Annotated in this window: 27 protein-coding genes; 23 read left to right on the top strand and 4 right to left on the bottom strand. The window is 62.4% G+C overall.

All coding sequences use genetic code 11. The features are described 5' to 3' along the window. Positions 1-21 precede the first annotated feature (21 nt). On the bottom strand, positions 22-249 hold the full coding sequence (locus ACN6NG_RS09900) for a hypothetical protein (RefSeq protein WP_474313719.1): 228 nt from the start codon (positions 247-249) through the stop codon (positions 22-24). Positions 250-508: 259 nt separating this feature from the next. On the opposite strand from ACN6NG_RS09900, the gene ACN6NG_RS09895 reads away from it, so the two are divergent. From ACN6NG_RS09895 to ACN6NG_RS09835, 13 genes are all read left to right on the top strand, one after another. Further along, a complete protein-coding gene (locus ACN6NG_RS09895) occupies positions 509-736 on the top strand; it encodes a hypothetical protein (protein ID WP_474313718.1) in 228 nt (75 codons plus the stop codon). A 97-nt stretch (positions 737-833) separates the two neighbouring features. After that, positions 834-2801, top strand: a complete 1968-nt coding sequence (locus ACN6NG_RS09890) for a DNA topoisomerase III (RefSeq protein ID WP_474313717.1) — start codon at positions 834-836, stop codon at positions 2799-2801. A gap of 742 nt (positions 2802-3543) precedes the next feature. Beyond that, positions 3544-4083 (top strand): STY4534 family ICE replication protein, encoded by a 540-nt coding sequence (locus ACN6NG_RS09885; RefSeq protein WP_474313716.1) that lies wholly within the window; start codon positions 3544-3546, stop codon positions 4081-4083. A 66-nt stretch (positions 4084-4149) separates the two neighbouring features. Next, entirely contained in the window at positions 4150-4407 is a 258-nt protein-coding gene (locus tag ACN6NG_RS09880; protein WP_474313715.1) for a hypothetical protein, read from the top strand. A 61-nt stretch (positions 4408-4468) separates the two neighbouring features. Continuing rightward, positions 4469-4963, top strand: coding sequence for a JAB domain-containing protein (locus ACN6NG_RS09875; protein ID WP_474313713.1), 495 nt, complete (start codon positions 4469-4471; stop codon positions 4961-4963). A gap of 57 nt (positions 4964-5020) precedes the next feature. After that, positions 5021-5737, top strand: coding sequence for a DUF5983 family protein (locus ACN6NG_RS09870; RefSeq protein ID WP_474313711.1), 717 nt, complete (start codon positions 5021-5023; stop codon positions 5735-5737). Positions 5738-5867: 130 nt separating this feature from the next. Then, positions 5868-6386 (top strand): PFGI-1 class ICE element type IV pilus protein PilL2, encoded by a 519-nt coding sequence (gene pilL2 / locus ACN6NG_RS09865; RefSeq protein ID WP_474313710.1) that lies wholly within the window; start codon positions 5868-5870, stop codon positions 6384-6386. After that, on the top strand, positions 6383-7051 hold the full coding sequence (locus ACN6NG_RS09860; RefSeq protein ID WP_474313709.1) for a hypothetical protein: 669 nt from the start codon (positions 6383-6385) through the stop codon (positions 7049-7051). The genes pilL2 and ACN6NG_RS09860 overlap by 4 nt, the downstream gene beginning before the upstream one ends. A 10-nt stretch (positions 7052-7061) precedes the next feature. Then, on the top strand, positions 7062-7778 hold the full coding sequence (locus ACN6NG_RS09855; RefSeq protein WP_474313708.1) for a TIGR03759 family integrating conjugative element protein: 717 nt from the start codon (positions 7062-7064) through the stop codon (positions 7776-7778). Then, positions 7760-8314 carry a lysozyme family protein gene (locus tag ACN6NG_RS09850; RefSeq protein ID WP_474313707.1) on the top strand — a complete coding sequence of 185 codons (555 nt, stop codon included), beginning with the start codon at positions 7760-7762 and terminating at the stop codon, positions 8312-8314. The genes ACN6NG_RS09855 and ACN6NG_RS09850 overlap by 19 nt, the downstream gene beginning before the upstream one ends. Then, positions 8311-8772 carry an integrating conjugative element protein gene (locus ACN6NG_RS09845; protein ID WP_280340603.1) on the top strand — a complete coding sequence of 154 codons (462 nt, stop codon included), beginning with the start codon at positions 8311-8313 and terminating at the stop codon, positions 8770-8772. The genes ACN6NG_RS09850 and ACN6NG_RS09845 overlap by 4 nt, the downstream gene beginning before the upstream one ends. A 9-nt stretch (positions 8773-8781) precedes the next feature. After that, a complete protein-coding gene (gene traD, locus ACN6NG_RS09840; RefSeq protein WP_474313706.1) occupies positions 8782-10908 on the top strand; it encodes a type IV conjugative transfer system coupling protein TraD in 2127 nt (708 codons plus the stop codon). A gap of 35 nt (positions 10909-10943) precedes the next feature. After that, positions 10944-11672, top strand: coding sequence for a TIGR03747 family integrating conjugative element membrane protein (locus tag ACN6NG_RS09835; RefSeq protein ID WP_013972296.1), 729 nt, complete (start codon positions 10944-10946; stop codon positions 11670-11672). 60 nt (positions 11673-11732) lie between these two features. Here ACN6NG_RS09835 and ACN6NG_RS09830 read toward each other — a convergent pair whose 3' ends face one another. From ACN6NG_RS09830 to ACN6NG_RS09820, 3 genes are read right to left on the bottom strand one after another with little or no spacing between them, the layout of a single operon-like run. Continuing rightward, complete coding sequence (locus ACN6NG_RS09830) at positions 11733-12710, bottom strand: saccharopine dehydrogenase family protein (RefSeq protein ID WP_044046990.1); 978 nt, start codon at positions 12708-12710, stop codon at positions 11733-11735. Then, positions 12707-13108 carry a VOC family protein gene (locus ACN6NG_RS09825; protein ID WP_013972294.1) on the bottom strand — a complete coding sequence of 134 codons (402 nt, stop codon included), beginning with the start codon at positions 13106-13108 and terminating at the stop codon, positions 12707-12709. Before ACN6NG_RS09825 ends, ACN6NG_RS09830 begins: the two co-directional genes overlap by 4 nt. 17 nt (positions 13109-13125) lie before the next feature. Continuing rightward, entirely contained in the window at positions 13126-13869 is a 744-nt protein-coding gene (locus ACN6NG_RS09820) for an SDR family NAD(P)-dependent oxidoreductase (RefSeq protein WP_013972293.1), read from the bottom strand. Between the two features lie 138 nt (positions 13870-14007). Here ACN6NG_RS09820 and ACN6NG_RS09815 point away from each other — a divergent pair, with 138 nt between their 5' ends. The 10 genes from ACN6NG_RS09815 (at position 14008) to ACN6NG_RS09770 (ending at position 22618) form a co-directional block, all read left to right on the top strand. After that, on the top strand, positions 14008-14901 hold the full coding sequence (locus tag ACN6NG_RS09815; RefSeq protein WP_193384129.1) for an AraC family transcriptional regulator: 894 nt from the start codon (positions 14008-14010) through the stop codon (positions 14899-14901). A 291-nt stretch (positions 14902-15192) separates the two neighbouring features. Further along, positions 15193-15528, top strand: coding sequence for an integrative conjugative element protein, RAQPRD family (locus ACN6NG_RS09810; protein ID WP_044046989.1), 336 nt, complete (start codon positions 15193-15195; stop codon positions 15526-15528). Next, positions 15515-15754: a TIGR03758 family integrating conjugative element protein gene (locus ACN6NG_RS09805; protein WP_013972291.1), complete on the top strand. Its 240-nt coding sequence runs from the start codon at positions 15515-15517 to the stop codon at positions 15752-15754. Before ACN6NG_RS09810 ends, ACN6NG_RS09805 begins: the two co-directional genes overlap by 14 nt. 15 nt (positions 15755-15769) lie before the next feature. Next, the gene (locus tag ACN6NG_RS09800) at positions 15770-16147 is read left to right on the top strand and encodes a TIGR03745 family integrating conjugative element membrane protein (protein WP_080563769.1); all 378 of its coding nucleotides are present in this window, start codon (positions 15770-15772) and stop codon (positions 16145-16147) included. Between the two features lie 7 nt (positions 16148-16154). Then, positions 16155-16556: a TIGR03750 family conjugal transfer protein gene (locus tag ACN6NG_RS09795; protein ID WP_044046988.1), complete on the top strand. Its 402-nt coding sequence runs from the start codon at positions 16155-16157 to the stop codon at positions 16554-16556. Further along, complete coding sequence (locus ACN6NG_RS09790; protein ID WP_044046987.1) at positions 16553-17191, top strand: PFL_4703 family integrating conjugative element protein; 639 nt, start codon at positions 16553-16555, stop codon at positions 17189-17191. Before ACN6NG_RS09795 ends, ACN6NG_RS09790 begins: the two co-directional genes overlap by 4 nt. After that, positions 17191-17997, top strand: a complete 807-nt coding sequence (locus ACN6NG_RS09785) for a TIGR03749 family integrating conjugative element protein (RefSeq protein WP_013972287.1) — start codon at positions 17191-17193, stop codon at positions 17995-17997. The genes ACN6NG_RS09790 and ACN6NG_RS09785 overlap by 1 nt, the downstream gene beginning before the upstream one ends. Then, positions 17987-19495: a TIGR03752 family integrating conjugative element protein gene (locus tag ACN6NG_RS09780; RefSeq protein ID WP_474313703.1), complete on the top strand. Its 1509-nt coding sequence runs from the start codon at positions 17987-17989 to the stop codon at positions 19493-19495. Before ACN6NG_RS09785 ends, ACN6NG_RS09780 begins: the two co-directional genes overlap by 11 nt. Further along, positions 19458-19877 (top strand): TIGR03751 family conjugal transfer lipoprotein, encoded by a 420-nt coding sequence (locus ACN6NG_RS09775; RefSeq protein ID WP_013972285.1) that lies wholly within the window; start codon positions 19458-19460, stop codon positions 19875-19877. The genes ACN6NG_RS09780 and ACN6NG_RS09775 overlap by 38 nt, the downstream gene beginning before the upstream one ends. Further along, positions 19877-22618, top strand: coding sequence for a conjugative transfer ATPase (locus ACN6NG_RS09770; RefSeq protein WP_013972284.1), 2742 nt, complete (start codon positions 19877-19879; stop codon positions 22616-22618). Before ACN6NG_RS09775 ends, ACN6NG_RS09770 begins: the two co-directional genes overlap by 1 nt. The last annotated feature ends 126 nt before the right edge of the window (positions 22619-22744 follow it).

Genomic DNA, 22744 nt, shown 5'->3' with positions numbered 1-22744 from the left:
ACACTGGCTGCTGCGGTTGTTTCATTCTCGCCGGGCAGTCCTACGTCGCTCACTTTCCAGTATTTGCTTCACTTCAGCCAAGTACTGGTCTAGGGCAAGGAATGCCCGCCAGTGCGCCGGGCGCTCCTGCACCCAGGCAATCAACCGGGCGCGCGCCTCATCCTTGTCCGGCTCCAGATGGGTGGCCATGAACAGCTCGTAGGCCTTGATCGCTAGCGTATCCGCCTCACTCTGCTGGGTTCCGTGCAAGTTGTTGCCTCCGTGGTGACGCTCGTGTCATCCAACATAATTTCGGTGATACGCCTCATATCGTTGCTAGTCAACCTTATGAGTCGTTCACATCTTTGGGGTGCTGCTCGACCATATAGGTCGAATTGGAGAGCGCCCCCATTGCCCGTCAAAGAGCCTAGCCCACATCACATTGGTCGCCAGCTGGCAAAGTATCGTCGCGCCCGACGCTTGACCCAGGCGCAGGTCGGCGAAACACCTACGGATTTCCGGCGAAGCCGTGTCGCGATTGGAGCGAGGCTTCGTTGAGCTCTCGGTATCCAAGCTGCTGCAATTGGCAGACTTGTACGGCTGCCCCGCCGATGAACTACTCTTGGCAATCAGCCCTCGCCCGCAAGACTTGGGCGTGCAGATAAACGCGATCATCAAGGAGCTCAATGATGCGGATAAGCAGTTCGCTTTGGAGTCTCTGAAAACGCTGGCAAGCCACCTCGCCCAACGCAAATAGCGGTCATTCGCCGATATGAACTCGGCACCTTCAGATTTACCCTGGCATTCCGCGACCACACCCCCACCCTGTCGGTACCCACCGAGAGGGCCCATGTATGCGCCTGTTCATCTGCGAGAAACCATCCCAAGCCCGCGATATCGCCAGGGTGCTGCAGGCCAATCGGCGTGGCGATGGCTGTCTGACCGGCCAAAACATCACCGTCACCTGGTGCGTCGGACATCTGCTGGAAACCGCGCCGCCTGAATCCTATGGCGACTACAAGCGCTGGTCGCTGGACGACCTGCCGATCATTCCCAGCCGCTGGCAATTGGTATCCAAGCCGAAAGTCGCCAGTCAGCTGAAAGTGATCGACCAACTGCTGCGTAGGTGCGCCGAGGTAGTCATCGCCACCGATGCTGACCGCGAGGGCGAGATGATCGCCCGGGAGATCCTCGAGCGCTGTCAGTTCCAGGGGCCCATTCTGCGCCTGTGGCTCTCCGCGCTGGATGAGGTCTCGATCCGCCGGGCCTTGGCCAGCTTGCGTCCAGGTGAGCAGACCCTGCCGCTGTACCACAGTGCGCTCGCCCGCTCCCGTGCCGATTGGCTGGTCGGGATCAACCTGAGCCGGCTGTTCACGCTGCTCGGCCGCCGGGCAGGCTTCGATGGCATGCTGCCGGTGGGCCGTGTACAGACGCCAACCCTACGCCTGGTGGTCGAGCGCGATCGGGCGATCGCCAGCTTTGTGCCGCAGCCATTCTGGACCGTCGATGCAGAACTGGAGCAGGACGGGCTCCGCTTTCAAGCGCGCTGGGAACCCCCGGCCGCGCTCTGCGATGCGGTTGGACGCTGTGTCGACGAAACCGCCGCGCAGCAGGCGCTCAAACACCTCGCTCAAGCCGGTACCGCGCAGATCGCAAGCGTCGAAGTCGAGCGCGTGCGCGAAGGCCCTCCGCTCCCTTTTGACTTGGGCACGCTGCAGGAGATCTGCTCGGCCAAGCTGGGGTTGGGTGCACAGGAGACCCTGGCTACCGCCCAAGCCCTGTATGAGACTCACAAGGCGACGACCTATCCACGGACCGATTGCGGCTACCTTCCTGAGAGCATGCTTGATGAGGTGCCGCGTGTGCTTCACGCCCTAGCTGCCGCTGCGCCTTCACTGGGGGCAATCCTGACGGAAGTTGATCCCAGCCGCCGCTCCCGCGCCTGGAGCAGCGACAAGATCACTGCGCACCACGGCATCATTCCCACCGCCGTCAAGCTGGACTTGGCACAGCTCTCCGAGCGCGAGCAGGCGGTTTATGCGCTGATTCGCGCCCGCTACCTTGCACAGTTTCTGCCCGAGTACGAGTACTTGAAGACCCAGGCGCAGCTACACAACCAGTCCGACCAGTTGCTGGCGCGGGGCAAGCAGATCCTGGTTCGCGGGTGGAAGGCAGTGATCAACGAGGCCGACAGCAACGAGCCAGCAGAGCAAGCTCAGCGCTTACCGACGCTACGCGAATCAGCGACGGTGGTGCTGATCGACGCCACGCTCAACGCACACCGCACCCAGCCCCCCAAGGCCTACACCGAGGGCACGCTGGTCAAGGCGATGAAGAACATCGCCAATCAGGTGGCCGATCCGCGGCTCAAGCAGAAGCTCAAGGACAGCTGCGGGCTCGGTACCGAAGCCACCCGCGCGGCTATCATTCAGGGCCTGATCGATCACAGGTACCTGAGTAAGAAAAAGCGCAGCTTGGCCGCATCCGCCGCAGCCCACACCTTGATCGAAGCCGTGCCACCGGAGGTGGCCGACCCGGTCATGACCGCGCTGTGGGAGCAGGCGCTGGACCGCATCGAGTCGGGCCAGTTGAGCGTCGAGACCTTTCTCGCTAAGCAGGCGGAATGGCTGACCCGGTTGGTGCGCAGTAACGCCAACCTTACCCTGCGCCCACCAACCAACAAGGGCCCCTTATGTCCGGTGTGCCGTAGCACCATGCGCCAGCGCAAAGGTCGTACCGGCAGCTTTTGGTCGTGCGATCGCTACCCGGAATGCAAGGGCACCAAGCCGGTGGCGAAATCCAAGCGTTCGAAAAACGCATGACTTGACGGCACGCCACAGCGCTGGTGTAGTGATCTGGCCCCTCGCCGCTTGGCGACCGAGACCGATTCGCTCCGGGCAGTTCGGTCAGACTCGTAGAGTTCGGAGCCTACCTTCACCGCATCTGCGGATGTCTTTTAAGCGTTCCAAGTTCCCAAGGCGGATGACCCGTGTGGCTTGTGCCAGGCCTCAGGGTTCATCCGCTTCGGCGACGATGCTCAGCTCCGGTGCCCGCCGGCGAAACACTGGGCACCTTTTGTGCGCGGATGCGTGCCAGTTGATTCCGACCCAGGCCACGACAAGGGTCGGTTGATCCAGGTGGATCGACAGCGGAGAGCTTGCGACGGACTCCGGTGTCACATCGCCGGGTCAAGGGTGGTCCAACTCCTCCTAGCCTGATGACCGTCGGGCTATTTTTTCGCCGCCGAAATTCCACCGAGGGCCACCCGTATCCACCGGTAAAGACAGCCTCCAAACCGTGGTTGACGGGCCTTTTGTTGTATTTTATAGATGAGCTTCACACCGCTGTCGTTGACAGCACCCAGGTAGCCAGGACCTTCAAGGCTACGCCCGCTTCGGGTGGTTCTCCCACAAGTGCGACTCGCGCTCGGCAGCTCGCACGGTCACCGACCTTTCGGTGATGAGCGCCTTCTCTACCGATCACGCTTTTGCACCTCCCCTTGCGGAACTCACCAGCCGCCAGGGCCGGTGGATATCCGCGTTTCTGCTGAACAGGAGATCCACCATGACTACTGTGAGCAATAACGCCCCCACCACCTACTTCAACCTGCACACCCAAGGCATCGGTTACCTGAACCGTGTTCGCGAAGTCCCGGTTCGCCGCGGCCAAGCGTTCATGGCCTGTGACATCACTGCCTTGCACGGTGCCTCGGACGACGTCGAGTACACCCGCTTCGACTGCAAGGTCGCCAGCGGTGAAGCCGACCGGCTGATCCGTGAACACCTGGAAGACGTCCGTGCCGAACGCAAGGTGTTGATCGCCTTTCGCATCGGCGACCTCTGGGTGGATCCCTTCTTGTACGAGAAAGGCGAACGTAAGGGGCAACCCGGCGCCAGCCTCAAGGGCCGTCTGATCTTCATCGAGTGGATCAAGGTCGATGGCCAGTTCAGCTACCGTACGCCCGCCCGCACCGACGCTGCCTCTGACGCGGTTGAGCCAGCGGAGGCGGATACGGACAAGGCAGACACTGACGGTGACTCCGGTCAGCGCGAGCCGACTCCGACCGCCGCCCGTAACTCCACCGATGCATGTCAGTCTGCCTGAGGCAGTTTGACCGCCAGCAGCAGGCGCTCTCAGAGCGCCTGTTGTCCATTCACATCGGAGGTTGGCATGGAAAGCTTCTGGCTCTGCGAAGACTGTCTGCAAGCGGTCGCCTACGACGACTTCAGCGCACTGTCGCTGTACTACAGCGAGGCCGAAGTCGACCAGCGAATCGTGCAGATGCGTGAGACGGTGCAAGCGTTACTGCCGCTCAGCGCTGATTTCGATCCGGACACCGGCATCGGCATCGCCCCCCTCTCCACTCAACCCTGCGAAGGCTGTCATTCCCCATTGCACGGCACCCGTCATCGTTTCACTCGCCTGTGATCGCCTGATCCCACCCACCGGGGCCTCCTCCCGGAGGGCTCCTGCACACGAGGTTCTGCTCATGAAAACGCCATTGACCCTGGTCGAGCCCCTCGACCCCGCCCTGACCCAGCGCGCTCACGAAGATGCGTTGATCAGCGAAGCCCTGCAGTTGCTGGACCAACGCTACTTCCAGCGCGGCGAAGTGCTGATCACACCTGCCGACGCTGCCTCCTACCTGAAGCTGCGCCTGGCGCCCTACCACCACGAGGTATTTGCCTTGCTCTACCTCGATTCGCGCAACCGCGTGCTGGACTTCGAGGTGTTGTTTTTCGGCAGCATCGATGGTGCCTCGGTCTACCCTCGCGAAGTGGTGGTCAAGGCGCTGGCACATAACGCCGCCGCGGTCATCCTCAGCCACAACCACCCTTCCGGCTGCCCGGAGCCAAGCGGCGCCGATCGCGTGCTGACGACGCGCCTGATCGAAGTCTTGGCGCTGGTCGAGGTCCGCGTTCTGGACCACATCATCGTTGGTGAAGGTCAGCCCCTGTCCCTGGCCGAATATGGCTGGATTTAACCCTCTCTCTCGCCACCGCCGGCATGGGGTGGCCTTCTCTTTTCCTGGAGCGCCACCATGCTCACCTCAACCCCCAACCCCTTTGCCCGTGGCTTCCATGCGTTTTCCTGCGAACGTGTGGTACAGATCCACTACGACGACCAGTGCCCGCCCTGCTACCGTCCTTTGCACACCGCCCAATTGGACTTGGACGACGATCACATCAACTGCCAGGCTTGTGTATTCGATGACGACTGCGCCGTCATCACAGAAGGTCAGGATGTGTCTGGCTTTCTTCGCATGCAGTTGCCTGCGGACGGTGTGGTCACCACCGTGCTGTACCAGGTCACCGCCGAGCGGCTGAGTGGCCCGGTACACCTCGGCGATCTTCCCAGCCGGGAAGCGGCGGACCACTTGATGCTGCAGCTGTCCTTTGCCACCGGCCAGTACAGCCGCAGTTGGGAGATCAGCTCATCCCACCTACCGGCCGACGAGTACGCTTACCTTGAGCAGCTTGCCCGCAGCGAACGACCTGGCGGCTTCTTCGAATGCTTCCCGTTGGTCAGCAACCGCTCCGTCGGCTGCAAGCTGTACTCGACACCCTGGCACCGCAGCGCCCAAGTGGAGGGCCTCGGTTGCTCAGCGGCGGAGGTCTGCACGCGCCTGCTGGACGAGCAGGTACCGCCGGTGTTGATGACCCTGTTGCTGCTGGCCGGCCAGGCCGACACGCGTTTCCTGGTGTTTGATCCCGATGCAGCCCCGCTGGCAGGACTGCCGGTGTTTACTGACGATTGACCCGAGGCGCCCTGCAGGGCGCCTTTTTTATGTGTTAGGCCCGATAAACCGGCCAGCCAACTTCGGTTTTTCAGTGGGTACAGCTCGCGCGCGTTGCCAAGGTATCCGCAACTTCTGTCGAGACCTGCTCATGCACACGCCCGCATTTCCTTGCCTTGTCCTGATGCTCACGCTGGCGGGCTGCACCATGCCGCCTGCCATCACCCCACCGATGGCGCCAGCCGCCCCCGTAGCAGCTCCAGCTACCCCAGCCAAACCATTGTCGGTGTCACCGGCGTGGGTCCGCCAGGACCGCTACACCCTAGTCAGCACGCGACCGACGCTGGAGCAGCGTCAGCCGTTGTTCCAGCTCATCACCGTGCAGATCTCACCGGCGCTGCACGCGACGGTCGGTGATGCCCTGCGCCACGTGTTGCAGCGCTCGGGCTACTCGCTCTGCGCCAACCGCGCCGAGGTCACCACCTTGTTCAGCCGTCCCCTGCCGGCGGTCCAGCACCAACTCGGGCCGATGGCGCTGCTTGACGCCTTGACCATCCTTGGCGGCCCGGCCTGGCGGCTCGTTATCGACCCGGTCCAACGCAACGTGTGCTATGCGCTTCGCGCACCGGTGCCAGCCCCACCTCGCCCGCCCCTGGAGATCGCGCCATGAAGGTTCATCACTTTCAGGCCCTGGTGCTCGGGGCTCTGTGCCTCGGCGCCGCCGTACTGGCCGCAGTGACCTACAACCACCAGCAACAACTGACCGCGCTCCTAGTCGCCGCTGATAATGCGCCAGCCGATCCAGTCCCGTCGTTGCGGCGGGACCTCGATGCACTCGGCGCCACCTTCGGGGCACTTCCAGCTCAAATAAAAGCGCTCGGCGAGCACCAGCGCCAGCAGGACGCGACCTTCGCGACGTTGAGCAGACAGCTGGATGAGGTGAACGCTTCGCTCAAGGCCATTGAAGCCCTACCTCGAGGTCCGACCAAGTCCGATCTGGTCGCGCTGGAACAACGATTGGGCAACACCGAAACCGCCGTCCACGCCCTTGAGGCTCGACCGACTGCGCCATCCACACAACGCCAGCCTGCAGCCCCTGCCAAACCGGCCGCAAAAAACCAAAACCCGACGCAGCCATTCACCTTGCTGGGTGTCGAGACCCGGGGCGACGTCCGGTTTGTCTCGGCTCAACCAGCCTGCGCGCATGCCCTATCGACCGTCCACCTGCTGCAGCCCGGTGACAGCCTGAACGGCTGGCAGCTCAAGACCATTCGCCGGAACCGGGCCGTATTCCAGGTGCCTGGCCTCGGCGAACGTTCGCTGCCCCTGCCGTGACGAGGTGCATATGGCCCGGTTCATCACTCTCTCGCTGCTCCTATTCCCCATCTTCCTGGTGCCAGAATCGGGATGGAGTGCACCCGCCATGGTTGAAACGGAGCTGCAGTCCAGCGAGCAGGCCCCGCTGCAGCTAGAGCGGTCCGCAGCACAGGCCAAGGCCTGGGGCCTGACCGATGATGAATGGGCCAGGTTCGAGCGCCTGCAGAGCGGTCCTCGCCAGTACTGGTCTCCGCAACTCGACCCACTAACCACCCTGGGCGTGGAAGCCGATTCTGACCAGGAGCGTCAGCGCTACGCCGAGTTGCAGGTGCGCCTTGAAGCCAAGCGCGCCGAGCGCGAACTGGCCTATCAAAAAGCCTACACCGCAGCCTGGGCGCGGCTGTTCCCGGGACTGCTACCGGTGCAGGGGATGGGCGATGCAGTCTCCCCGTCGGGCCCCCCCCGCTATGCCGTGTTTGTGGAGGACCCGTGCTCGACCTGTGAGGCCAGCGTCCGCCAATGGTTGAGCACAGGCGCCCACCTGGACGTCTACCTGGTGGGCAGCCAGGGTGACGATGCGCGCATTCGACAATGGGCGCGCAAGGTGGGCATTACCCTGGCCCGGATCAGCAGCGGCCAAATCACCCTCAATCACGACCGCGGCCGCTGGTTCGCCCTCGGCGCCAGCCGCCCCCTGCCCGCACGCTTTCAACAGGTGGAAGGGAAATGGCTACGCGTCGACTGACCCTCGCCCTAGCCCTGATGGGTGTGAATTTCGCCCAAGCAGGCGGCCTCCCTCCACCGGCGTACCAGTTGGCCGCCGCCCAGGCCGGCATCCCGGCCTCGGTGCTGTTTGCCATTGCCCAGCAGGAGAGCGGCACGCCGCTGCGTGGTCGGCTTGTTCCCTGGCCGTGGACCTTGAATGTGGCCGGCACGCCGCAGCGCTTCGCCACCCGTGCCCAGGCCTGTAGCGCACTCACCGTGGCGCTCAGCCGGCATGATCCCAAGCGCATCGATGTCGGCCTGGGTCAAACCAACCTGGGCTACCACCCGGAGCGTTACCCCACCGCCTGCGATGCCCTCGATCCGCGCAGAAACCTCGCCGTCACCGCTGACCTGTTGCGCGCGCACTACGCCAACGTCGGTGACTGGGTCATCGCCGCGGGCCGCTACCACCGGCCTGCGGGCGGGCCCCCGGCGGAGCGCTACCGCATGCAGTTCAACCAGCACTGGCAGCGCCTTGAAGTCGCCACACCTAGCCGCGGAGGGCCACGTTCATGATTGAAGTTCGCCGGGGCGCACTGATCTGCGGGCTATTGGGGTCGTTGGCTACCGGGGCATGGCTTGTGCCAACGCCCCCTGCCATGGCCGCCGAATCGGTCGCGCCGGTTGAACGAGCCGACCCACGCACACTGAGCTGGGTATTGCCGGTGCACAGTGCGCGCCTCACGCCGGGTGAGGTGCCACGCAGAGCGCTGGATTTGCCAGGCATGGTCCCGCTGTTCCTGGTGGGCGCGGACGCCGCCTCATTGGCGTGGCTGGCGCAGCACGCGCCGTCGCTGAAGCGCTTGGGCGCCAACGGCCTGGCCGTTGAGGTCGCCGATGCGGCGGCGCTGCAGCGTATCCAGGCGGTAGCACCTACGTTGAGCATCTGGCCGGTCAGTGGCGACGACATCGCCGAGCGGCTGGAGCTGGAACACTACCCGGTATTGATCACACCAACCGGCCTGGAGCAGTGAGGAACCGTCATGGGCGATCATGCGATGGAATCTTTGCTGCGCCCAGCGGTGGAGTTGTACACCGTGGGGATCTGTGCCGGTGCCAGCGCGCTGTGCCTGCATTCGCCCTGGGCGGTGGCGCTGTCACCGGAGATTGGCGCTGGCATGGCCCTGGCCTATACCGCCTTCGGCCTCAAGCGCCTCAATGAAGCCCGCATTATCCTGCGCTATCGGCGCAACATCCGCCGCCTGCCCCGCTACTCGCTGACCAGCCGACAGATCCCGATCAGCAGCAAGCGCCTGTTCATGGGTCGCGGCTTTCGCTGGAACCGATTGCACACCCAGCGATTGCTGGAGGCGCAGGACCCCGCGCTCGCCCGCTACGTCAACCAGTCAGCGGCCTACCAATGGGCACGGCGCCTGGAGCACGTGCTGGAAAAAGCGCCACCAGGGCTCTCCTTCCTGCCCCGGATGACGGCCTGGGACAGCCCACTCAACCCGGTACGCCCACTGCCGCCCGTGGGCGGTTCACCACTGCTGCATGGCGTCGAGCCCAACGAGCAGGAAGCCTCCCTGCCACTGGGCGAGCGTGTAGGCCATACCCTGGTGCTAGGCACCACCCGGGTCGGCAAGACGCGGCTGGCCGAGGTCTACATCACCCAGGACATCCACCGGCCGAGCCAGGAAGTGGTGATCGTCTTCGACCCCAAAGGCGATGCCGACCTGCTCAAGCGCATGTTCGTGGAAGCACGACGAGCCGGCCGCGAACACGAGTTCTACGTCTTCCACCTGGGCTGGCCGGAGATCTCCGCACGCTACAACGCCATCGGCCGTTTCGGTCGCATCTCGGAAGTGGCCACCCGCATCGCTGGCCAGCTGAGCGGTGAAGGCAACTCTGCAGCGTTTCGCGAGTTCGCCTGGCGCTTCGTCAACATCATCGCCCGGGCCCTGATCGAGCTCGGCCGGCGCCCCGACTACCTGCAGATCCAGAGGCACGTGGTGAACATTGATGCGCTGTTCATCGAATACGCCCAGCACTTCTTCGCACGACATGATCCGCAGGCCTGGGAGACCATTGTCGATCTCGAAGCTCGGCTCAATGAGAAGAACGTGCCACGGCACATGATTGGCCGCGAGAAACGCGTGGTCGCCATCGAGCAGTACCTGACGGCCAAGCGCCTCTTCGATCCGGTGATGGACGGCCTGCGCTCGGCGGTGCGCTACGACCGCACGTACTTCGACAAGATCGTCGCCTCGCTGCTGCCGCTGCTGGAAAAGCTCACCAGTGGTAAGACAGCCCAGTTGCTGGCCCCCAACTATTCCGACCTGAACGATCCACGACCCATCTTCGACTGGCTGCAGGTGATCCGCAAACGCGGCATCGTCTACGTCGGCCTGGATGCACTCTCCGATGCCGAGGTCGCCGCAGCGGTCGGCAACTCGATGTTTGCCGACCTTGTCTCGGTGGCCGGACACATCTACAAACACGGCATCGACCACGGCCTGCCGGGTTCCTCCAGCGCGGCCGACAAGGTGCCCATCAACCTCCACGCCGACGAGTTCAACGAGCTGATGGGCGACGAGTTCATCCCACTGATCAACAAAGGCGGCGGTGCCGGCATCCAGGTCACCGCCTACACCCAGACCTTGAGCGACATCGAGGCACGTATCGGCAGCCGGGCCAAGGCCGGCCAGGTCATCGGCAACTTCAACACGCTGCAGATGCTGCGCGTACGGGAAACCGCGACCGCCGAACTGCTGACCAACCAACTGCCCAAGGTAAACGTACAGACCCGTACCCTGGTCTCCGGCGCAACCGACACCGCTGATCCCGACGCCCGCACCGACTTCACCTCCTCCTCACAGGACCGGGTCACTTCCACCGCCGTGCCGCTGATTGAACCCGCACACATCATCGCTCTGCCCAAGGGCCAGATGTTCTCGTTCCAGGAAGGCGGGCAACTGTGGAAGGTACGGATTCCGCTGCCCAAACCGGCTAGCGACGATGCGATGCCGGCGAATCTGCAGGCCCTGGCTGCGCGCATGCGCGAGTCTTACAACGCCAATGCGGGAAGCTGGTGGAGCAGTGCCGGCGGTGCGCCGACTGTCGACTTCGATCCCGACATGCCGCCACCGGGACGCAAATCGGCCTCGTGATCACCTGGTAGACAGCCAACACCTGGGAGCCTCTAATGCCTACTACCGCAACCAACCCGCCTCAGACACAACGACAACCAAGGCTGATCTTCGGCACGCTTGAGCTGTGCCTGCGATTGCTCGGCCTGCTGTTCGCCTCCTTGGTGTTCTCCATTATTGTGGAGTTCGTGGGTATCCTGTGGCTCTGGCCAGAACAAGGCTGGCATCATAGCCATAGCATGTGGCTGAAAGAGCTCGGATGGCTTAGCAGCCACTTCAGGAGCTCGCTACTCGTGCAGGAGCCGGCGCAAGCGACCGCGAAAATCCTTGAGCGCCTCAACGATTGGGTTGTGGTCCGCTCCGGTTGGGTACAATCTGACATCCAGCTGAAACTACTCACTCGCGAGCCGTCGTTGCAAGGACAGCTAGCTCAAGCGTATGTCGCTGGACAGGAATACCTGCTGGCGGCCCTGTTCACGGTCTGCACTTTCGTCGTGCGCCTGACCGTTCTCACTTTGGCCACTCCCCTGTTCTTGCTTACGGTGCTCACCGGCATAGTCGACGGGTTGATGCGCCGCGACCTCCGCAAGTTCGGGGCGGGCAGGGAGAGCAGCTTTGTCTATCACCGAGCCAAGCGCACATTACTACCGCTGTTGATCAGCCCTTGGGTAATCTATCTGTCGCTCCCTTGGTCGCTGAATCCGAACTGGGTATTAATCCCCTCTGCTGCGTTGCTGGGTTTCATGGTCGCGATCACCGCTACAACGTTCAAAAAATATCTTTGAATGGCTGATGTCACCCCATACCAGCCCATCGAACTAAACAGCGGCCCAAGCTTTTTGTGATTAAAAGTCAGTCATGTGCGTGTCCACGATGCTTTCGGCAAATCCACTCCCGAAGACTTGAGCTGGTGTTGCAAAACCTAAGTGACGCTCACCGTTCAGTACCCGTACCGCAGCTGCCACTGCGGACAAAGGCGTGTAGGTGTAACCGTTGACCGTTTCGATCACGGAGCGAGCGATTGATCCATCTGCTCCCACCACTTCTACCACTGCCCGCGCTCGATGAGCATTTCGCTCTTCAGCGCTGGGCCCATCAGGCAATCGAGACATGTCGCCTTCGGGAAATGCATCGCCTGATACATGAACGAACATCGCGATGTTCGCGATGCCAGTCGAATACCAGCCGGTTATCAGGTCGCCGAATGACAAGGGTGCGCAGAGTACCGGCCCCTCCCCAAAGTCAAAATGGCGTGGCGTGGCATCAGCCGTTGAAACGAGTTCGCCATCGACCCTGGCAAGTACGCCTGCACCGATGATTTCGTTGACGCTCATGGCCGATCCACGGGACATCGAGCCTGGTACGTGAAGCGCGATATTCAGTGCGAACGGATCTTTGACCCGTTTGGCAACGTGTACGGCAAGGGAGTCGGTGGGCACAACGTCCCAACCGACACCAGGCATCAGCATGACGGAATGGGAAACCGCCTCAGTGCCAAGCCTCTCTGCCAATCGGTAAACGTTGATCTCTGCGGTGATGTCCAGGTAGTCCACACCTGCTTTCAGGCAAGCACGCATCAACGCTTCAGCCGTATGCGCGAACGGCCCTGCGAAGTTAAGCAATACCGAAATGCCCGATAAGGACGCCACGGCGTTGGCATCGGCATTGAACACCCGAAAATGTACACCCAACTGATCAGCGAGTGACGCCAGGCGCGAACGATCGCGCCCGGCAATTTCAACATTCAGCCCAAGCGCTTTTGCCCGCTCTGCCGCCATGCGGCCGGTGTAACCCGTGGCGCCGTAGATCAGAAGTTTTTTCATTGTGCGTGCTGCCATTTCTTGTAAACGAATTCGAGGCTGTACCCGTCCGGATCCAGCACATTGGCAGCGTAGTAATCAGGGTCATAGTGCAAGCGGGCGCCAGGTGCACCATTGTCGATGGCGCCATGACGCATGGCCGCAGCATAGGCCGCGTCCACTTCAGCCTTGTTGCGGGCGACGAAGCCGACATGCACGGCGCCTCCCTCGACGATGCCTTTGCGCAGCCAGAAAAACATCCGACCGTTGGCACCGAAACCCTTGAGGTCGGGATGCCCAGGTGGCCCGTCCATGCCGTCATAATTCAGCCGCGCCATTATGCCAAGTGGCGTCAGGGCTGCGTCATAGAAGCGGATGGAACGTTCGATATTGCTTACTGAAAGGAAAATGTGGTCAAGCATTGAAAACGCTCCTGTGCTCAGATGTTGTAACCGCCGGCGACTTCAATGTTCTGGGCGCTGATCCAGGCGCCCTCGGCGGACAGCAGCGTGCCGATGACGCGCGCCACATCCTCGGGTTCGCCCACCCGGCCCAACGCCGTCTGGGACGCCAGCAACGCCTCGAACTCTTCGTTCAAACCACCGCCCAGCTCAGTTCGGATTGCACCCGGCGAAACCGAGTTGGCACGAATACGACGCTCGCCGAACTCCTTGGCCATGTAACGGGTGAGCACTTCTAACCCCCCTTTGAAGGAGGCGTAGGGCGCAACACCCGCCGTTGCCACGCGAGTAGTGGCACTGGTCAGGTTGACGATGCAAGCGTTCGCTTCCAGCAACGGCAACAAGGCCTGGGTGAGAAAGAACGGGCCTTTCAGGTGCACGCTGAGCAGCGCGTCAAACTGGTGCTCACTGACCGATTCCAGCGGGTTGAAAAGGCCGTGCCCTGCATTGTTTACCAGCCCGGCAAGCCCGCTGACGCCCCAGTTTCCTTGCAACGCCTCGATGACGGCCTCGCGAAAGCCGATAAAGCTACCGACATCAGCAACATCCAATTCCAGTGCAACTGCTCTGCCACCGAAGTGCTCAATGTCAGCGACTACCTGCCGTGCGGCAGCCGAGCTGCGCTTGTAGGTAAGGATGACACCCATGCCGCGCCGGGCCAGATGGTGTGCCGTACTGGCGCCAATGCCCCGGCTGCCGCCTGTTATGACGATAACGCCCATGTGCTACTCCGCTAGCGATCAACTAAGCCCTCACAGTAATCAGATCGCGGATTGCATACGCTCCCATTGCTGCTTCGATCCTGCCTGTTTCTGCTTTTTGCTTGCACGGCATCGCTCGCTGCCGTCAGCATGCCAGCCATGACCACTCAAATTGATGAACTGCGCGCTTTGGCCGCCAGAGCCGAAAACCGCCGCACCGAGACGGGCATCCCGCGTGTAGCCATGGTTCAGGGCAAAATCCCGGAGCACATGCTGGCTGCTGTCTACGACCCCATGATCAACTTGATCTTGCAAGGGAGTAAGTCGATGACTGTGGGCGATCGCACCCTGCGCTATGACCCTGCGACTTACTTTGTCATGTCCATCGACCTACCCTCGGTGGGCACGGTGCATGCCGCCGAGTCAGGCGCACCCTACCTGGCTGTGAGCTTGACGCTCGACCCGTTGGTATTGACGACATTGCTCGCCGACCTGCCAAGGCCGACCGGGCAGTATGAACATCAACCAGGGTTTTCCGTGGCAGCCGTCACGCCAGAGCTGATGGACGCCTTGGTACGTATGCTGCGCCTGATGGACAAGCCTGAAGAGATTGCGGCCCTTGCGCCCGTGTATGAACGCGAGATCTTGTACCGGGCGTTGCAAGGCCCGCATGGCTGGATGTTGCGGGAGATAGCCGCGCCGGATACTGCACTGGCAAGGGTAAGCCAGGCCATTCAGTACATACGCCGCCATTTTGCGGTGTCAATCAGAGTAGAGGAGCTTGCGCAGCACGCCACCATGAGTGTTTCGGCATTTCACCGGCATTTCAAAGCCGTCACCAACCTGAGCCCGTTGCAGTACCAAAAACGCGTGCGGCTGCTTCAAGCACGCACCCTCATGGTGGCCAATGCCAGAAGTGTGATGGCGGCGGCGTTCGAGGTTGGGTATGAGAGCCCCACGCAATTCAGCCGGGACTACGCCCGCCTTTTCGGCTTGCCCCCCGCAAAGGACGCGGCACGCATCGTGGAAGTAAGCAGGTCTCCAGGTCATTGACCAGTGGTGGATCATGTTGATCCCCAGACGCAGCTCTCACAAAAAGTGCTCGCCGTAACTGGCTGCTTCACGCCCTGACATTGATGGCTGGCCAGCTTCTCAGGCGTTCGCTGCAGAATTCGTGGGGCCAGCAACGCTCGCAGATTGGTCGTCCCCTGAATGGTTGAACTCCAGTCTTGCTCCACTCCTGCCAACCTCGACAGAAAGCGAAAGGCCAAGAATCCTTTTAACTCATGCCTCAACTCGCCCGCTGGGTAAAGGTGGCGACCAGAGATTGCTCTGGAGCATGCCATGAGGACTTATGCCTTCCCGATGCTTGTGATTTATCTAGCAACACTCCCGGCTGTTGCACAAGAAAGTCGCGAGCGCTCGGATCTGGGACTCGTGCAACGACAGCTCACTGCCATCGAACAGTTGGCTGATCGTGCGCAAAGCGGCTCAGAAAATGTCGCTGGAGTGCGCTATCGATTCGACTATCAGAGGGTTGCGGCGGACCTAGAACGTGTACGTGAAGGCATCCAACAATACTTATCGCCCTCCCGCGCGCAGCCGGCTGACCTGGTCGAGCTGGCCGGTCAGTACCGTGCTGAAGCACCCCACTCGAGCCCCTCCGATGAGCATGACTGACGCTCAACTCAGCGCGTTCTCGGCCGTGGCCGGGTTTTCCCCGCAACTCAGCTCGGTACTGTGGCGCTCCTCGGTGCTGTTGTTGGCGTTGCTCTGGTGCACCTGGGCCCTGTGGACCGGCTACCGCGGCTGGGCGGCCGGCAACATCAATTTTGGCTCGCTCGGCGGCAGCACGCTGCGTCTAGCCCTCGCCCTGATCGTGCTGATGTTTTTCATGCTGTCGTAACCAGGAGAACTTGCCATGAACCTCTCCCGTCATTGCCACCGCCCGCATTTTCCGCTGCGGGCTACTTGTTCGAAAATCCTGTTCGCCAGTTTGGTGCTACTGAGCTCGACACTCGCCTGGGCTGATCTGCCCACCATGGAAGCGCCCTCCCGCGGGGAGGGCTCAGGACTGATCGACACCATCAAGAACTACGCCTACGACGGCGGCATCCTGCTCGGTCTACTGATCGCAACCCTCGCCTTTTTGGGTGTGGCCTGGCACTCGCTCACGGTCTACGCCGACGTGCAAAACCAGCGCAAGACCTGGAAGGATCTCGGCGCTGTGGTCGGCGTCGGCGCGCTGTTGGTGGTGGTGATCCTGTGGTTCCTGACCAAAGCCGCGACGATTCTGTGAGGTCACCATGTCCGACGCCCCTGCTACCCTCCCCGACGGCACTCTGACCTTCCTGCCAGAACGCCTGAACCGCGATCCAGCCGTCCTTCGCGGCCTCACCAATGACGAGATGTGGGTCGCACTGATTGTCGGCGCAGTACTGGGTGTTGTCCTCGGCGCGCCGCTGGCGTTGGCCACCGCCTCTATCGCCACCCTCCCCACCTGCATGTTCCTGTGCATGGCACTGGTATTGCTTGGCGGTGGTAAGCTGCTGCGCCGGGCCAAACGCGCCCGCCCCGAGACCTGGTTGTATCGACGCCTGCAGTGGCAGCTGGCGGTGCACTGGAGCATCGGCACTGAGTACCTGATCCTGCATTCTGGCCCGTGGACGGTTCGGCGCACGCGCCGGCCTGCGAGGACCACTCCATGAGCCGCTTCCGCAACAAGGTGGATGCGCAGCAGGCGCACATTTTCAGCCTGCGCCTGGCCGTAGCGACCCTGGCACTGCTGTGCAGTGGCATCTGGTATGGCTGGCAGTCCGCACCATCCGAACTGACCATCCACGTGCCGCCGGATCTGCGCTCCGGCAGCACGCGAAAATGGTGGGATGTGCCGCCCGAGAATATCTATGCCTTCGCCCTGTATATCTTCGGTCAGCTAAACCGTTGGCCCAGCGATGGCGAGGTCGACTACCACCGCGCCATCTTTGCCCTTCAGCCCTACCTGACACCGGCGTGCAAGGCCTTCTTCGATGGTGACTTCGAGTACCGCAAGGCGGCCGGCGAACTGCGCGGTCGCGTGCGCGGCGTGTACGAAGTGCTGGGCCGCGGCTACAGCGATGATCCCGATCTGCGGGTGAAGCAGCTGGATAAGCACAGCTGGCTGGTCAAGCTCGACCTGAATGCCGACGAATACTACGCCGCCGAACCGGTGAAGCGCGTGGTCGTGCGCTATCCGCTGCGGGTGGTGCGCTTCGACGTCGACCCCGAACGCAACAAATGGGGCCTGGCCCTGGACTGTTACGAAGGCACACCGCAGAAGCTGACGCTGCCTGGAGGTGCGTGATGATGGGTGTCTTGATCCTGATTCTGGTGTCGGTGGCCGGGTGGTGTTCAGCCGCAGGCGCCGTCGAAGTCAAATACTGGGACCGCTTGCCGCTGGCAGTGCCGTTGACGGTGGGTCAGGAACGTATCCTGATGCTGGATGAGGATGTCCGCGTCGGATTGCCCGGTGCGATTACCAATAAGCTGCGTGTGCAATCGGTTGGCGGGACGGTGTACCTGCGTGCGTCGGAAGCCATCCCCCCGACCCGACTGCAGCTGCAGTCGGTAAAGTCAGGCGACATCATCCTGGTCGACATTGAAGCGCTCCAGGGCAGCGAGACGCTGGAGCCGGTCAAGATCGTGGCTCAGGCCCAGGCACCAGACGTGGAAACCGCGAAGGATGCAGCACCGGCAGCGACGCCGGTACCGGTGGTGCTGACCCGCTTCGCGGCCCAGAACCTGTATGCGCCGCTGCGCACCGTGGCGCCCTTGCCCGGGGTGCGTCTGGTCCCGCTGGGCGAGTCTTCTGGATTCAGCACGCTCCTGCCGACCGAGCACGTCTCCATCAAGGGACTTGCCGCCTGGCGGCTGGGTAATTATTGGGTGACGGCGGTGAAGATCGTCAACCGTGGGTCGGCCAAGGTCACACTGGACCCGCGTCACCTGCAGGCCACGCTGTACGCCGCTACCTTCCAGCACGAGTACCTGGGGCACGCCGGCACACCTGAAGACACCACCGTGGCGTACCTCGTCACCCGCGGCGGCGACCTGAGGCACGCGCTGCTGTTGCCACCGCCAGCGCCGGAGGCTGCCGATCATGAAAGCTAACGGTGTGCTGAAATGGCTGGTACCTGCGGTCCTGCTGGGGATTGTGCTGATCATCGGCAAATCCTGGGTATCTTCACCAGACGCTCAACCTGTCCGTGATCCCGAAAACACCGCCCTAAGCCCTGAACAGGCCAAAGCCCTCGGCATTGCCGGCGACACGCCGCGCGACACCGTGGCCACGCTGATTGGCCAAGTCAAGGCGATGCGTAGCGAGATGCTGTCGCTGAAGAAAGGCAATGAGACGCTGCAGTCCGAGAACAACCGGCTGCGCGCCCGCGAAGGCAACATCGACAGTCGCATTCAGAGCACGCTGAGCAGTGTCACCCAGCAAGTCACCGAGCAGCGCCAACAGGCCAACGATGCCCGGCAGAAGGCCGAGCAACAGCACCGCGAGACCCAGGGTTTGCTGTCCCGGCTCAAGGACCAGCTCACCAGCAAGCCGGCCGTAAAATCCGACGTACCTGTGGGCTTTGGACTCGAACCTGGTGACGAGCAACAATTCTCCGGAGCACAACTGCCGGCGGATGCGGTGCAGTGGATCGAGCCATCCAATACACGTGCTGGCCAGGAAGGAGCCAGTAAAACTGAGGGACCGTTGTCGGCGCTGACGTCAAAGTTCAAGGATCTGCATGGCCTGGACAACAACGCGATCGACCGGGGCCAGGACCATCTGCGCGCCGTGGCCAAGGGCGAGCGCGACCTGGAAAACACTGAGGCCCGGACTGAGGGTGCCAAGCCGGTCTACACAATCCCCGAGAACTCGACCCTGATGGGTTCGATTGCCATGACCGCCCTGATTGGCCGCGTGCCGGTGGACGGCACGGTGAACGATCCCTATCCGTTCAAGGTGCTGGTGGGACCGGACAACCTCACCGCCAACGGCATCGACCTGCCCGACGTTGTCGGTGCAGTCATGAGCGGGACTGCGGCCGGTGACTGGACCTTGTCCTGCGTACGCGGCCAGGTCGAGTCGATCACCTTCGTCTTCAGCGACGGCACCGTTCGCACGGTGCCACAGCCGCAGAAGGTGGTCAGCCGCAACCGCAGCAGTACCCAGACTTCGGACACCGAGAAGATCCGCGGGAGCTTGGGCTACATCTCCGACCCTTACGGCATTCCCTGCATCGCCGGCGAGCGCCGTTCCAACGCCCAACAGTACTTGGGCAGCCAGAGCCTGATCACTGCGGCCGGCGCCGGCTTCGCGGCAGCGCTGGGTAGCGAGCAAACCAACACCTCGTTCATCAACTCGGCCAGCGGCAATCTGGGGCTGTCGCAGAACAGCGGCAACAGCGCGCTGAACTCGGTCATCAGCGGTGGCATCGGCGACATTCGTGACTGGATCAACAAGCTCTACGGCGAAGCCTTTGCCGCGATCTACGTCCCGCCGGGGGCCAAGGTGGCCTTGCACCTAGATCACGAAATCAGCATCGATTACGAACCCAAAGGCCGGAGAGTGAATCATGAACGCCCATCCGTTTCGGTACTGGACCTGGATTAGCCTGCTGCTGTGCCTGCACTTGGCGGGCTGCACCACCAGCAAGGACGAAATGCTGCCCCATGGCGACCACACCATGCTGGACATTTGGAACAGCGGTGGCGCGGTCGGCACGCAGCAGCAGTTGCAGGAGGCTCGCGGCGAACTGCGTCGGCCGGTGCTCGATCCTGAGCGCCTGATCAAGGACCAGAGCGCCTACACCCGCACAGCCGCCAACGAGATCCGCGCCCAGTTTCCACGCCTGCCTAATCCCGACCTGGTGATGTACGTCTACCCGCACCTGGCCGGCACCCAGCAGGCGCCGGTGCCCGGCTACTCGACCGTGTTCCCGTTGTACGAGAAGGTCCAGTACGCACTACCCGGCGAGCGCCTGGACGATCTGTGATGGACGAGGATGCAGATCGCACATCGCAGCGCTGGCAGCCCTGGCGCGCCGCGCAGCGTCGGCGCGCAACGCGTGCGGACGAAGCTACGCAGTATGCGCACAACCCCAGCTTTACCGACCACTTACCCTGGGTCGAATACCTCGAGGAGGAGCAGTGCTTTCTACTCGACGACAACCGCTCGGTGGGCGCCGTGTTCGAGTTGCAGCCGATCGGCACCGAGGGCCGTGAGCCCGAATGGCTGATGGCGGCGCGCGATGCGTTGGAGGATGCGCTGCAGGACAGCTTAGACGAGCTCGACCAGGCGCCTTGGGTGGTGCAATTCTTCTGTCAGGACGACAGTGATTTTTCCCCGTACCTGGAGCGCCTGGAACAGTACGTTGCACCACGGGCGACAGGTACCCCCTTCACTGCAGCTTTCCTCACCTCGATGCAACACCACCTCGATGCCATTGCCAAGCCAGGCGGCTTGTTCGACGACCATGTCGTGTCGCACCTGCCCTGGCGCGGCAGCAATCGACGGATTCGGCTGGTGGTCTATCGCTGGCTCGGTGACCAGGCCGACGACGAAGGGCAAAACCCCGCTCAATTGCTGGGAAGGACCTGTGACCGCCTGATGGCCTCGTTGCAGGCCTGCGGGGTCAATCCTCGGCGGCTGACGGGGCAGGATTTCTATGCCTGGTTGCTGCCGTGGTTCAATCCGGCCCCGACTCTCACCGGTGAATCACCAGCGGCGTTCTATCGACGCGTGCCCTACCCGGAGATCGATGACGGCGATGGGCTGTCGCTACCGTTCGACCACGACTTTGCCGAGCGACTGTTCTTTCAGGAGCCACGCTCGGACAGCGAGCAGGGGCTCTGGTATTTCGATCAACAGCCGCACGCGGTGATGGTGGTCGACAAACTGCGCAGGCCACCCCACATCGGCCAGCTGACCGGCGAGACCCGCAAGGGTGAAGCGCTCAACGCTCTGTTTGACCAGTTACCCGAGCAGGCCGTCCTGAGCTTGACCTTGGTCATCACACCTCAGGATGTGCTCGAGGAGCAACTCAACCGCTTGGCGCGCAAAGCCATCGGCGAAAACCTGGCCTCGACCCAGACCCGCCAGGACGTGGAAGAGGCCCGCGCGCTGATTGGCCGCCAGCACAAGCTATACCGCGGCACCTTGGCACTGTACCTGCGTGGCGCCGATGAGCCGCAATTGCGCCAGCGCTCGATCCAGGCCGCCAACGTACTGCTCGGCGCCGGCCTGCAACCGGTGCGTGAGGGCGATGAAGTGGCCGCCTGCAACAGCTACCTGCGCTGGCTGCCGATGGTCTACAACCCCGCTCGTGATAAACGGAACTGGTACACCCGCCTGTTGTTCGCTCAGCATGTCGCCAACCTGTTGCCGCTGTGGGGGCGTAGCATCGGTACCGGCAACCCAGGGATCACCTTCTTCAACCGAGGTGGTGCGCCGCTGTCGTTCGATCCCCTATCCCGCTTCGACCGCTCCATGAATGGTCACCTGCTGTTGTTCGGCCCGACCGGCGCTGGCAAGTCGGCCACCTTGGTCTCGATCCTGATGCAAGTCATGGCGGTGTATCGGCCGCGGCTGTTCATTGTCGAAGCTGGCAACTCCTTCGGCCTGCAGGGCGACTACTTCGCCACCCTCGGCCTGACCGTCAATAAGGTTCAGCTCAAGCCCGGCAGCGGCTTGAGCCTGGCTCCCTTCGCCGATGCCCGGCGGCTGATCGAGCGCCCCGACCAGGTCGCCAGTCTGTCGACCGAAGACCTGGATGAAGACGCTTCGGGCAGTGACGAGCAACGCGATGTGCTGGGCGAACTGGAGATTACCGCTCGCCTGATGATCACCGGGGGCGAAGTCAAGGAAGAGGCCCGCCTCACCCGGGCTGACCGCAGCCTGATTCGCGAGTGCATCCTCGACGCCGCCAGGCACTGTGCGGCCAGCGATCAGCAGGTCATGACGCGCCATGTTCGTGATGCCCTTCGAGTGGTGGCCAGCGACGCCCATCTGCCCGACAAGCGTCGCGAGCGGGCCCAAGAAATGGCCGAGTCCATCGACCTGTTCTGCCAGGGCTTCGAGGGTGCGCTGTTCGACCGACCAGGCACCCCTTGGCCGGAAAGCGATGTCACGATCGTCGACCTCGCCACCTATGCCCGCGAGGGCTATGAAGCGCAGATGTCGATCAGCTACATCAGCCTGATGAACACGGTGAACAACCTTGCCGAACGCGATCAATACCTCGGTCGTCCGATCATCATGGTCACTGACGAAGGTCACATCATCACCAAGAACCCGCTGCTGGCGCCCTTCGTGGTCAAGGGTACCAAGATGTGGCGCAAGCTCGGCGCCTGGTTCTGGCTGGCAACGCAGAACCTGGCCGACTTCCCCGATGCGGCGCAGACCATGCTCAACATGATCGAATGGTGGATCTGCCTGAACATGCCGCCGGCGGAGATCGAAGAGATCGCGCGCTTCAAGAAGCTCACGCCAGCACAGAAGACCCTGCTGTTGTCAGCGAGCAAGGCCTCTGGCAAGTACACCGAGGGCGTGGTCTTGTCGAAGCAGCTGGAGACGCTGTTTCGCGCAGTCCCGCCGAGTCTGTACCTCACCCTGGCCATGACCGAACCCGAAGAAAAGGCCCAGCGCTGGCGGTTGATGGAAGCGCATCAGCTATCCGAGCTGGAGGCCGCACTTCGGATTGCGGCGGACATCGATCGCTTGCGCGGCATGTCCTGAACCTCGTGGCCCACGATGCTCTGTGGCCTGCCGATCAATAAAACCCGACAGGAGTACATATGTACTCCTTTGGTAATTTAGGACGAATTGCAGTCCTCACCATGCCGGCTGGAGAAACCGAAGGCA

Source organism: Pseudomonas sp. TSO6, assembly GCF_056098905.1.
Note: the sequence above shows the minus strand (reverse complement) of the source record. Positions and strands in the feature narration are given on the sequence as shown.